Genomic DNA, 12,178 nt, shown 5'->3' with positions numbered 1-12,178 from the left:
TGCAAGAAGACAGATAAAAACAGAACTATAAGAATAAACGAAGAACTGACCGCTATGCATCAGGAGGTTATAAATAATCTTGAAAGCATCCAGGGAGCACTCCTTAGAATGAACAGATCCATTCAAGCGGAAGGTACTTTCGGAATCATAAAAAATGATCGTTGGTATAAAAGAATAGTCCGAAAAGGAATAGAATCCGTAAAACTTGAGGTTCTTTTGGTTTCAATAGGTCATAACTTATATAAATATCACAATAAAAAGATGCATCTCCAAGAAGCTGCCTGAGTTTAAAAAGTTTGTAGTTTTTGGGGAAAGGGGCATTATACTCTGTTTTTGCCAGAAACAGCATACCTCACAAAAAATGATATAAAAAGGGAGCTGGAAAAAATGATTATCTCATTTTTTCACAGCCCCTTTCTTTAATTTCAGAACATATTCGCAATTTTCGTGTTGATCCGCAGAGTTCTTCGATTCACACCCCTGTCACTGTTCCGTCTGCAAGGTGTATGATAAGTCTGCCTGTTCCGTAGGCGTCCTGATGTTGACCTCTCTGCAATACTTCCTCGATGACACCTGCGCAGGAGGTGCAGACCTGTCTTGATTTCTTATTCTTATCAAGATCTTCCAGCTCTAAATCGAAGGAATCCTTCACATTGGTATAGTGGAATTGCTGCAAGCCTACAGAATAAACCTTATTCTCATCAATGGGAGCTCCCTGGAAATTGAACTTTAAAAATGAATGACTCTTCTGGTCATACTCCACTTCAAACCCTTCGGAGAGCTGATAAAACTCCGTGTGAGCCCCTTCGAGAGCCTCGTCTCTCAGAACTCTTAAAAGTCCGTGCTTAATCTGTGCTCCTGTCCAATATGTTGCAAAGACACTATCGTCATAAGGGAAATTCTCATCCAAATCCTTCTTGGTCACAACAGGCCCCAATTTCTCTGTTCGAATGGAACCTGACCCCAGGAAAAACATATCAAGTCCTAAGGTTTCGCACAGTGCATCTGCGTAAAGGTCCCCCAGCTCTGTCTCTCTGATTCTTGACGGATGTGTCAATTGGCGAACAAATTTTGTGATGATCCTGCCATATTTTTCGTCAGTGCTGTGTTTATAGTTATTTATTATCTCCTCTATGCCCGGATCCTTGGGGCAGGTAGACTCGTTTATGGGAATCGCTTTCCAGCTGTAGCTATTTATACAATTGTTATCCGTATCAATCAGGATATCAAATCGACCAATCTGGTCAGTACCGGTACCCGCTTGTACAATCGGGATTCCATTTACTACCGCAGGCTCCTCTATAAAGGTATGTGAGTGACCTCCGATGATCACATCAACGCCCCAGGCAGGGTCAAGCATCTCAGCAAGCTTCTGATCCTCCTCAAAGCCAATATGGGTAAGAAGTACCGTAAAATCAATATCCATGGCATTGTAGGTATCACAGATTCGGCCTATCTCCTCTGCAGCTTCATTCAGTGTTACAAAGGTTCCGATAAGCTTATCAGCCTTAACCTGCATAAGCGCAACCTCTGTGATGATACCGATGAAAAGAATCTTCATGCCGCCAATTTCAATGACTTTGCAGGGCTCGAAAAGCCTTGCATTGTTTGTTTTTATATGAAGATTGGCATTTATTATCGGGAACTCCGCACATTTTTCCAGGAAAAGAAGGTGCGCTACGCCGTAGTCTACTTCGTGGTTTCCCACAGTGACGATATCCGGTGCCAGCATATTCATGATCTGAATTGTCGATATTCCGTGAAATTCTGAATCTATTACCGACCCACGGAACATATCACCGGCAATAGCATATAAAACATTTTCCTCTTCATGGCGCACTTTGCTGACATAACCTGATAAAAGGGATACTCCTCCCACCAGATCCTTATCAATTTCCTCAGCCAGAAAATCGCCGTGCATATCATTAGAATGTAATAGTGTCAGTTTCTTTAAATGTTTCATTATTACTGTCCCCCTATCATTAAATGAGATGTAACTTAATTCTGTCCTCAACTACCGCATCCTGATGCAGTCCGTTCTGAAGCATTTCCTCCAAAACCTGAGAACATGACGTAGCTACAGCGCGTAGTGAATGATTTTTCTTTAGTTCTTCCTGAGTCAGATCGAAGGAATCCGGCAGATTCTTGAAATGATATTCCTGCATTCCCACAGAATATATCTTTTCATCATCAATAGGCTCGCCTTCAAAATCAAACTTCAGAACTGAGTGGGTTTTCTGGTCGTACTCCACCTCCAAGCCCTTGGATAACTGATAAAACTCCGTGTGCTTACCCTCAAAAGCCTCATCCCTAAGCATTCTAAGAATGCCATGCTTTAGTTGGGCTCCAGTCCAATAGGTGACAAATGCCGCATCATCATAAGGGAAAGTCGCATCAAAATCACCTTTTGTAACCACAGGTCCCAGCTCTTTAAGTCTCACTGACCCTGAAGCCAGCAGGAATATATCTACTCCCAGAGCATCCTTCATTATATCTGCGAAAAGATTGCCAAGCTCTGTCTCCTGATATCTGGAAGGATGGGTAAGCTTTCGAACAAATTTCGTGATGATTCTGCCATATTTTTCATCTGTGGTATTTTTGTAATTTAAAATAATATCTTCGATAGCCAAATCCCTTGGACAGGTCTTATCACTAATGGGAATCGGCTCCCACTTGTAGCTTTCTATGCAATTCTTTGAAGTATCCACAACCAGGTCAAATCGGCCAATCTGATCCGTGCCGGTTCCTGCCTGAACAATGGGGATACCATTAACAACGCAAGGCTCCTCTAAGAAGGTATGCGAGTGGCCTCCGATAATTAGATCCACTCCCCATGCGGGCTGCATCAGCTCTGCCAGCTTCTGATCCTCCTCAAAACCTATATGGGTCAGAAGAACCGTAAGATCCACATCAATAGCGTTATAAGTGTTGCAGATTCTGCCGATTTCGTTGGCTGCATCCTCCAAAGTAATGAAGGTGCCTATCATTTTGTCCATCTTGCACTGTGCCAGAGCCGCCTCAGTTAAAATACCGATGAACAGAACTTTCATGCCATTTATCTCTATGACCTTGCATGGATCAAAAAGTCTTGTGTGATTGGTTTTTATGTACAAATTAGCGTTTATTATCGGGAAATCCGCGCATTTTTCCAGAAAAAGAAGATGTGCAACACCATAATCTACCTCATGGTTACCCACAGTAACAATGTCCGGTGCCAACATATTCATAATTTGTATTGTCGAAATTCCGTGAAATTCAGAATCTATTACCGATCCTCTGAACATATCACCGGCAATAGCATATAAGACATTTTCCTCTTCATGACGAACCTTGCTGACATAGCCGGACAGCAACGAAACGCCGCCTATAAGCTTATCGTCCGCCTTTTCTGCCAAAAAATCGCCATGCATATCATTTGAATGTAACAGTGTCAGCTTTTTCAAATTTTTATCCGGTTTCTTTTCTTTATGCTTCATAGAAATCCCTCATTAAGCCTGCTTAGGCTTCTGCTTTTTCTCTGTTTTGCTGTACATGAAAATATCGAAGGCTTTGCCCTTTTTATAGGAAGAATCCTTCATATATTTAGTGGCTTCGCGGTTTTGATGTACATTATTCATCCCGGATTTGAGGATAGAAACATAGATAAAACCTATTATTATCGATACAACCAGGTCGATTATCGCAGCTTTCGCTGTGATTCCGTTACTTCCAAAGAATATTATTCCCATCATTATAATTATGAAGGGAATCACTGTTCCAAGAGCGAATCTTATCAAGTACAGTCCCTTATCGATAGGAAGAGAGCCCACCATCCTGCCGCTTTGGCCATTGATTCCGAAAGTATAGGTATTCCCCTCATATTTGGTGGTCATCATCCACACAGGAAGCATGGCGTATTCTGCCTTAGCATTCGATAAATTAATGTTCTCGCCCTTCACATCCACGGTATCGTAGCCGCTTACCTGCTCTCTCATCTTATCTCTGAAGGTATTAAGGACACGCTCATTGGCTCTTGGCTGGGCATCCTTCTCCTCTTTATCATATCTGTCAGCAAGATAACCGCTAAAATATGCCGCATCGTACTTCACAGCCTTAGCCATATCGAAAGGCTCCAAAGACTCCATAACCGTGGCGTCCATCTTACTGGAAGCATCTACGGGAATCTTCTCAAACTCCATCTCGCCGCTTCTTTTTACGCTATAAAAGTCGCTCTTTTCATATGTAAAATTGCTGTCTTCACGGGTACTTTTCTTGACGCCTTCAAAAGTCACAGAGCCATCTGCTTTGCAACTATAAAGCCAGAACGGAACGTACAGTCCCGTAATAGAATCTATTCTGTTGTTTGTAGTGAATGATTTGGGAAGAAGCTTTTTCCCTTTGACGAATTCCTTAAGCTGTGCCTTTGCCTTCTCTTTATCAACTGCAAAGGGCACCACATAATCCGGCTGATACAATCCCGCAAAAGAATCCGGAATTATGGCCTGATTGCCACAATATGGGCATTCGGTGGCGGCGGTATGCTCATCAGCTACCATTTCCGCGCTACAGGAAGGACATCTGTAACCTGCAACCTTACCGTTTTCATCGGTTATAAGAAGTTGCTCAGTGGTGGTCCAGGTCATACTGGAGGATGCTGCATCCTCAGCCTCGGCCTCCTGTGCTGCTTTTGCCTGCTCCATGGTAAAGCTGGCCTCGCAGAACTCACAGGTCATCTGCTCTGTCTTGCCGCTAAAAGTCAGTTTAGCCCCACAACAAGGACACTTAAAGTTCAGTATATCTGCCATAATCCCCCTCCTGATATGCAATGGTAGATGTCTTAACCCATACTTAGGTACTATTACTTACAGTGTAGCAATAACATTTTAGCAATTTTTGAAATAAAAAAACACAAACAAAAGGCTTTTTGTGAATTAATTTTTCACAAATTTTTCCACCTTTTTTCGTTTGTGTTTTACGAATTTCGAATTGATATTTTCTTATTTTTTACTAGTATTTCCTGTCAATATCGGACGGGCAACGTGTACGTTGAAAAACTCGATAAGAGGCCCCATGAAAAAAGCAGTTATGATGGTTCCGACGCCGGCAATTGTGGGAATAGCAGCCGCCTTTCCACCGGATATAAGGAACAAAACCACACCCAGGATAACGCACACAAGATCTGTGATGATCCTGACGTACTGGAACTTACCCTTTTTCCATGTGTTGCAGATAATAAGCGCTATCGCATCATAGGTTGATACACCCAGATCTGAAGTCATATAGAAAGCTGAACCAAAGCATATGATCACAACGCCCACCACAAGGCACGCCACTCTTACAGGAATTGAGGGATTCACGATCACAGTCTGCAAAAACTCGTAGGTAAACTGAGTGATATATCCAAGCAGGAAAAGATTTATAAAAGTAGCAATTCCGATGTAATGCCTGTCAAAAATCAGGGCAAAGGTCAGCAAAACTGCGTTGGTTATCACATAAAGTGTTCCAAAGCTGATGGGCACCACCAGGTCAAGCCCCGCCATAAAGGACTGGAAGGGATCCACGCCAAGAGCCGCTATTTTAAATATTCCAACGCTTATAGCACAAATAATTACGCCAAAAAGCGTCATACAGGTTCTTTTTACCAAATTCTTATCTTTCATTTTCGTTTCCTCTCGTATAGCCCCTGGTCCAGAAGCTTTCGATACTCATCAAAACTGATAGTGAAACCACCCATACTCTTAAGATGCTCCGTCTCAAACTGGCAGTCGATCATCACATAATCATTCTGTAAAAGCACCTGCGACAGGATTATCAGAGCAATCTTAGACCCGTTTGGCAGATCAGAAAACATGCTCTCACCGAAAAAGCATTTACCAAGGCTAACTCCATAAAGGCCCCCGGCAAGCTCGCCATCAACGTATGATTCCACGCTTAAAGCCAGCCCTTTTTCCGCCATTTGGCCATAAGCCTTTTCCATATCATCCGTTATCCATGTACCCACGTTATCCTCTCTCTTTAACCTGCATCTGTGCATAGTATCAGCAAAATCGCGGTTTATGAGGATATGAGTTTCATGCTTTTTAAAGAACTTTCGCATTGAATGTGAAACATGTACTTCGCCGGGCTTTATGATAAATCTCTCCTTAGGGGCCCACCACAAAATAGGCTCTCCCTCGTTATACCAGGGAAAAATGCCGTTACTGTAGGCAAGAACCAGCCTTTCCACAGATAGGTCACCGCCAATGGCTAAAAGCCCGTCATCATCTGCCAGAACAGGATTGGGAAAATATATTTCTTTATCATCTAACTTATAAACTGCCATAGATATCCCACCGCCTTAATCACAAAGCCAGACAAAACGGTCAAAACTCAAATCACTTACCCTTCCCGCCGGCTGCGGTAACAAACTCACCATCCTTAACCGTAAGGGAGATTTTTCCGCCGTTTTTGAGCTTTCCAAAGAGAATCTCATCCACAAACAGCGGCTTAATATCGTTTCTTATCACGCGGTCAACCTCTCTTGCACCAAATTCCTGGCTGATTCCGCGCTTTTTAATGAGATTTTTCGCCTTTTTATCAGCACTAAAGCTTATCTTCTTAACAATAAGCTGATCCTTAAGCTCAGCGAGCTTCTTTTCAACAACCAGCTCGGCCATCTTTTCATCCATGCTGTTAAAGGATACGATTTTACTTAGCCTGTTCCTGAATTCAGGCTGGAACACTCTCTTAACTTCTTCCATAAGGACGCTGTCATCGTGACCTTCGCTGACAAAGCCTATTCCACTCTTTCCAAGGCGGTTAGCTCCGGCATTTGATGTCATGATCACAACCACATTCCTGAAATCTGCTTTTCTGCCCTGATTGTCTGTCAGAGTGGCATAATCCATAACCTGCAAAAGCACATTGAAAATATCCGGGTGTGCCTTCTCTATCTCATCAAGAAGCAGCACTGATGAGGGATTTTTCCTGATGGCCTCTGTAAGTATTCCGCCTTCCTCATAGCCCACATAACCTGCAGGAGATCCGATAAGCTTGGCAACAGCGTGTTTTTCACCGTATTCACTCATATCAAATCTCACAAGCTTAACGCCCAGTTCCTCTGCAAGGCGCCTTGCAATCTCTGTCTTACCAACGCCGGTAGGTCCCACGAAAAGAAGGCTTGCCAGAGGCTTATTCTCTTCTGAAAGCCCGGCTTTTGAAAATTTAACTGCATTTACCACCTGGCTGATAGCCTCGTCCTGACCGAAAATCTTGCCCTTAAGTCTGTCCTCTAAGGTTGAAAGCCCTGTAATATCATCTGTTTCCACAGTTTCGATTGGCACACGGCATATCTTTGTCAATATTTCGTTTATAACTTCTTTGTTAACCGTGTTGGTCTTCTTGCCTGTGGGATGTAGCTTTCTAAAGGAGCCTGCTTCGTCAATAATATCTATTGCCTTATCGGGAAGATATCTCTCGTTGATGTACTTGGCACTCATTTTTACAGCGTAGGGCAGCACCTCATCATCATATTTTACGCCGTGATATTCCTCGTATTTTTCCTTAAGGCCCTCGAGAATCTTAATGCTCTCATCCTCAGTAGGCTCTTTTATCTCCACATTCTGAAAACGCCGCACTAAGCTCTTATTTTTCTCAAAGTACTTCTTATACTCTTCATAAGTTGTGGCACCGATAAACCTGATATGTCCGTCTGCAAGATAGGGCTTTAACATGTTGGAAGCATCAAATGAACCCTCTCCCACAGCGCCGGCACCTGAAAGATTGTGAATCTCATCTATGTAAATAATTGGCTTTTCTTCTTTGCCAATTTCTGAGAGAACCTTTTTAAAGCGCTTTTCAAAATCGCCCCTGTACTGTGTTCCGGCCAGCATTCCGCCAAGATCCAGCGCAAATACCTTGGCACCCTTAATGGCATCCGGCACCTCGTCCTTTCTAAGAAGCTCCACAAGGCCGTAGGTAATTGCTGTCTTACCCACACCCGGCTCTCCTATATGGAGGGGATTGTTTTTATCCTTCCTGCAAAGTATCTGTATGGTACGCTCAAGCTCTTCTTTTCTGCCAATAAGCGGATTCACATCCTCTAAGGTCTCATTGAGACATGGCGCAAAAATCTTCAGATTACCGGTATCTTCCTGCTTCTCCGGATTCCCTGTAGTGGCACTTCCGCCCTCTATCTTATTCTCATCCTCGATATAGGACAGCTCCTGCAAAAGATCCGCCTCTGTGAGCCCGTCCTGTTCCATATAATAGACAGCGTAGCTGTTATCAAGGTTCCAGATCGCATGAATAAGATGCCTTATGTGAATCTGGCTGCAACCGCTGGAAAAAGCGCTCTGCCCCGCAAAATTCACCATCTGCTGCGTAGCAATGGATAATTCCGGCTCCCGGCCACTTGTTTTATCAATATATTTCCTGATATATGACATCAGATTCTTACTAAGTGCAACAAGATCCCCGCCGCAGGACTCGTAAGCCTCTGAAAAAGAGGGATCATCCAATATCATCAACAGCACCATCTCAGGTGTCACATATTCGTAATTATTTTCACTGGCCATTGCTATCGCTTTCTGGATAGCCTCCATAGCCTCTTTTGACAGATTCATATCACGCCTCCTCCACACTCATGCGGAAAGGATAACCTTCCTGTTTTGCCCGCAGCAGTGCCGCATTCACCTTGGTGGATGCGATATCATAGGGGTATTTCCCCACAACTGCCTGTCCCTTTTTATGTACGTTCAGCATAATGGACTGAGCTGTTACTTCATCCTTATGAAAAATATCAACCAGCACATCCACCACAAACTCCATGGTGGTGAAATCGTCATTGTACATGATGACGTTAAACTGCCTGGGTTCTTTAATCATGCTCTTTGTTCGCTCTTTTGCCTGTCCCTGGGTAGCCATATCTATATTTCCTCCATAAAAAGCCGGACTTATGAAAATCCGGCTTTAATAATACTATTATACATATTCCGATCTTCCGGTAAATACACCGTCACACCGGGCAAATCACCTTATTCTGATATCCGTCAGCGCTACCTGGTCTCCGGTAAGAGCTACATAAATCTCCGTCGGAGGATCATTTATAGTAGTGATATTCTCAAGTGCTATGCCCAACGTTTCAGATTTTATCGTTACGCGATTTCCTTTTTTCCTGATCTGCACTTCGCATTCTATGCCGGCCTTACATGCTTTTCTGAAATTATCCCAGTTCGTAAATTCGCTTGTTTTTTCCACAACAAACTTATTTGTGGCATATTCGTTGGGAACATTACTTTCGCCGTTAAGCTTCACCATAGCATATTCACGGTAGTTTTTGCCGCCTACTTCCTTATCATCAGATGAATAAAGCACAACATAAGGACAATGCCAGATAAGTGTAGAGGATGGCAGACTTAAGGAGTGGAACTTGAGGGTCAGATAATCTCTGATGGGAACGCCCTTTGTAGATGCGGAGCGGGTCCTGTCTACCTGAATGTTAGGGATATCTGACTCGATTCTATCAGTATAGTAAACATCATCTGCTATTCTTGGAATTTCACCCTCATGAACCACTTCAGCCGTATCTTCTATAATAATGTTCTTTATATAGCAGTTCTCACCTGTAAGCCCTATATATGCTGACTTCGATTTATCAGGCAATGCTGCTACTACCTCAACAATCTTGCTTCTACTTTCAAGAATGACCTTAATATGATCCTGATATCTGTAGGAAGTTATATTGTATTTCTCTTCTTTGATCTCGGAATCCTTATAAGGCTCAGCATCAGCCTTGGACTTATCACTTACATTGACCTCCATGTTTCTTACAGATGTAGAAACATAGTGGCCATCAAACCAGACCTCACCATATTCAACATAATGATAAGCGGCTATACCCTTTTCTGTCCTGTGAACCGTCTCATCAAAGGAGTCAAAGAGGATTAAGGCAGGGCCGCTGAAGCCTTCATCTTTTGTAGCTACTGTTGGCAGACAATCAAAGCGTACCTTTTTCACATGATTTTCAATGGATATGCCTCTTGTAATGGAACCTCTGTAGCTATCACATCTGATCTCTTTTTCTACAGGTATTCTCTCACCCTGACCATATTCATTAGCGTCCGCATCAAGGATTCTGACCATAATATCCGTATAGTATGGATCAAACTGATTGCCTTCACCTCTTATAAACTCTTCTCTGATAATGGGCTTTGGCAGCTGATCCCTGTATCTTTTCTTGGATCTCATGGCTGCATAGGCATCAGCAATGGCTATTATTCTCGACATTTCCGGAATTTCATCTCCCTTTAACCCCTCGGGATAGCCTGTTCCGTCATATTTTTCATTACAATACCTGGCTGCAATACTAAGGTATGGATACTCTGAGATATTGGAAAGAATTTCGCCGCTGACTATTGGCTTATTCTTAACGATTTCATATTCTTCATCCGTCAGATCATCATCCTTACCTATAATGCTGTCAGGAAGGCCAATCATACCTACATCATGAAGCAGTGCAGCATAATATATCTCATCACATTCTTCCTCGGTTTTGCCTGCGGCTTCCGCGATTTTCCTGGCAATACTTGCCACACGGGAAGAATGTCCACGGGAATATTCATCCTTTTTCTCTACTGCTGTAATGAATGCCGTAGCTGTCTGATCAAAGAGGCGTCTCATACTCTTTTTCTCGTTCTGAAGATTTTCCATCTCCATTCTGTGAATGCGCATAACCTCATCGTTTACGTCCAGATATGAAAAGATGTAAAGAGATATGGAAACCAGCACCATCGCCATATTAACAATGGAAATTCCATAGGTAAAAATTTGTATAACGCCCACTACTATCGGTGCAAAAATATACAAAAACAGCGCCGCGTTGATAAACTTACTGAATTTTTTCCTGTGCTGAAAAGCAACCGTATACTGCACAATAGGCCCCACTACGGGGATAAGGTAACAGATAAGGAATCCCGGACCTCTGTGGTATTTATTGGTTTCATCAAAATAGTAATAGAGTCCTGTAAACTGGGATACAACAACCAAAAGCATACCAAGGATAGACGCAACACCTGTAAAAATAAGCCTTCTTGGCGTATTGTTAAGCTTTCCTTCATTACTGAGAAGATCTATCAGGTATAGATTGAATGTAAAAACTATGCCCGAAGTCAGGAAAAATACCATGAAATTGGATATTCTTACCATGTAATATCCGGTTCTGCTTGGATCTCCGGAATATATATATGCCATCCTGTCAAAAAAGAGCAAAAATGTAGCCACCAGCTCCATGCCTATAAGGATCCATTTCCTTTTCCAGGGCAAAAATCTGGTAATAACAAGCAGAAGTGCCATCATCATACACATCGCACATAATGCAAGCATAATATCCATTTGATTTGCTCTTATAAAATCAAACATCTACCGGCTTCTCCTTCGGTTAACAGTTACATTTCTAATTATTTATGCAGAATAAAAAACTCCTGCAGCTTCTCAATAAGCTCTTCTCTATCAATATTTTTAAGGAAATATCCCTCAGGCTTTAGGGCAACAACCTTCATAACACTTTCCTTATCGCCTTTACCTGTAAGGAACATTACAGGAATACTTCTTGTCTCCGGATCACTTCGAAGCATCTCAAGAACCTGTGGTCCACTGGTAACAGGCATCTCATGATCAAGCAAAATGAGATCCACTTTGTTTTTGCCAAGCCACTTAATAGCTCTGAGGCCGGAATTAGCCATAGATACTTTATAAGTTCCCTTAAGCCATTCCCTAACAAGTGTCAGATACTGAGGATCATCATCCACTATAAGGATGCTCTTTTTGAATTCTCCGGAGGCTACCTTCGTAAAATAATCCGCCACTGTCCTTGCAAAATTCTCATTATCCACAGGTCTGCAGAAGGTCTCATAGATAAGCTCTTCAGGCAGGTGCTTTCGAATCTGCTCAATATCTATCTGCTCACCTATAAGTATCATCTGAAGATTTCTCTCATCCATGATATCCGTCAGATAATGAAGGACATCTTCCTGGGGCATCGTATTGTCATCCAGATACAGCGTTATAAGCGACACATCCTGTATCTTGGCGTTAATGCCATCCACACTGAGGTGCGCAAATTCCGTATCGCAGCCTGCTCCCTGCGCTTTTTGAATCAGCACCCGGACAATAAAAGATTCCTTTTCTCCGATAACTATCATCTTGTTTGCAGCCATCGTTT

Annotated in this window: 10 protein-coding genes; 1 reads left to right on the top strand and 9 read right to left on the bottom strand. The window is 42.6% G+C overall.

Translation table 11 applies throughout. The features are described 5' to 3' along the window. A partial coding sequence (locus G603_RS0112620; RefSeq protein WP_196808072.1) for a transposase occupies positions 1–285 on the top strand: 285 nt, incomplete at its 5' end. Between the two features lie 187 nt (positions 286–472). Here G603_RS0112620 and G603_RS0112615 read toward each other — a convergent pair. The 9 genes from G603_RS0112615 to G603_RS0112575 all read right to left on the bottom strand — a co-directional run bounded on the left by G603_RS0112615 (position 473) and on the right by G603_RS0112575 (position 12,173). Further along, on the bottom strand, positions 473–1,963 hold the full coding sequence (locus G603_RS0112615) for a bifunctional metallophosphatase/5'-nucleotidase (protein WP_026670449.1): 1,491 nt from the start codon (positions 1,961–1,963) through the stop codon (positions 473–475). A 19-nt stretch (positions 1,964–1,982) separates the two neighbouring features. Then, entirely contained in the window at positions 1,983–3,476 is a 1,494-nt protein-coding gene (locus G603_RS0112610; protein ID WP_035793108.1) for a bifunctional metallophosphatase/5'-nucleotidase, read from the bottom strand. Positions 3,477–3,488: 12 nt separating this feature from the next. Then, on the bottom strand, positions 3,489–4,784 hold the full coding sequence (locus tag G603_RS20290; protein WP_051207819.1) for a hypothetical protein: 1,296 nt from the start codon (positions 4,782–4,784) through the stop codon (positions 3,489–3,491). A 192-nt stretch (positions 4,785–4,976) separates the two neighbouring features. Continuing rightward, positions 4,977–5,639 carry a YczE/YyaS/YitT family protein gene (locus G603_RS0112600; RefSeq protein ID WP_026670447.1) on the bottom strand — a complete coding sequence of 221 codons (663 nt, stop codon included), beginning with the start codon at positions 5,637–5,639 and terminating at the stop codon, positions 4,977–4,979. Further along, the gene (gene aat / locus G603_RS0112595) at positions 5,636–6,301 is read right to left on the bottom strand and encodes a leucyl/phenylalanyl-tRNA--protein transferase (protein ID WP_026670446.1); all 666 of its coding nucleotides are present in this window, start codon (positions 6,299–6,301) and stop codon (positions 5,636–5,638) included. The genes G603_RS0112600 and aat overlap by 4 nt, the downstream gene beginning before the upstream one ends. A 52-nt stretch (positions 6,302–6,353) precedes the next feature. Next, positions 6,354–8,582: an AAA family ATPase gene (locus G603_RS0112590; protein WP_026670445.1), complete on the bottom strand. Its 2,229-nt coding sequence runs from the start codon at positions 8,580–8,582 to the stop codon at positions 6,354–6,356. 1 nt (position 8,583) lies between these two features. After that, complete coding sequence (locus tag G603_RS0112585) at positions 8,584–8,883, bottom strand: ATP-dependent Clp protease adaptor ClpS (protein WP_026495550.1); 300 nt, start codon at positions 8,881–8,883, stop codon at positions 8,584–8,586. Between the two features lie 105 nt (positions 8,884–8,988). Continuing rightward, on the bottom strand, positions 8,989–11,376 hold the full coding sequence (locus G603_RS0112580) for an HD domain-containing phosphohydrolase (protein ID WP_026670444.1): 2,388 nt from the start codon (positions 11,374–11,376) through the stop codon (positions 8,989–8,991). A gap of 38 nt (positions 11,377–11,414) precedes the next feature. Continuing rightward, complete coding sequence (locus G603_RS0112575; protein ID WP_026670443.1) at positions 11,415–12,173, bottom strand: response regulator; 759 nt, start codon at positions 12,171–12,173, stop codon at positions 11,415–11,417. Between the last annotated feature and the right edge of the window lie 5 nt (positions 12,174–12,178).

The sequence above is a fragment of the Butyrivibrio sp. AE3006 genome (genome assembly GCF_000424165.1).
GTDB lineage: Bacteria > Bacillota > Clostridia > Lachnospirales > Lachnospiraceae > Butyrivibrio.
The sequence above is the reverse complement of the archived record's forward strand: the minus strand, read 5'-3'. Positions and strand labels throughout refer to the sequence as shown.

Excerpts from the sequence above, each read along its gene's own strand:
- G603_RS0112615 (WP_026670449.1), bottom strand. The coding sequence starts at position 1,963 with ATGAAACATTTAAAGAAACTGACACTATTACATTCTAATGATATGCAC.
- G603_RS0112610 (WP_035793108.1), bottom strand. The coding sequence starts at position 3,476 with ATGAAGCATAAAGAAAAGAAACCGGATAAAAATTTGAAAAAGCTGACA.
- G603_RS20290 (WP_051207819.1), bottom strand. The coding sequence starts at position 4,784 with ATGGCAGATATACTGAACTTTAAGTGTCCTTGTTGTGGGGCTAAACTG.
- G603_RS0112600 (WP_026670447.1), bottom strand. The coding sequence starts at position 5,639 with ATGAAAGATAAGAATTTGGTAAAAAGAACCTGTATGACGCTTTTTGGC.
- aat (WP_026670446.1), bottom strand. The coding sequence starts at position 6,301 with ATGGCAGTTTATAAGTTAGATGATAAAGAAATATATTTTCCCAATCCT.
- G603_RS0112590 (WP_026670445.1), bottom strand. The coding sequence starts at position 8,582 with ATGAATCTGTCAAAAGAGGCTATGGAGGCTATCCAGAAAGCGATAGCA.
- G603_RS0112585 (WP_026495550.1), bottom strand. The coding sequence starts at position 8,883 with ATGGCTACCCAGGGACAGGCAAAAGAGCGAACAAAGAGCATGATTAAA.
- G603_RS0112580 (WP_026670444.1), bottom strand. The coding sequence starts at position 11,376 with ATGTTTGATTTTATAAGAGCAAATCAAATGGATATTATGCTTGCATTA.
- G603_RS0112575 (WP_026670443.1), bottom strand. The coding sequence starts at position 12,173 with ATGGCTGCAAACAAGATGATAGTTATCGGAGAAAAGGAATCTTTTATT.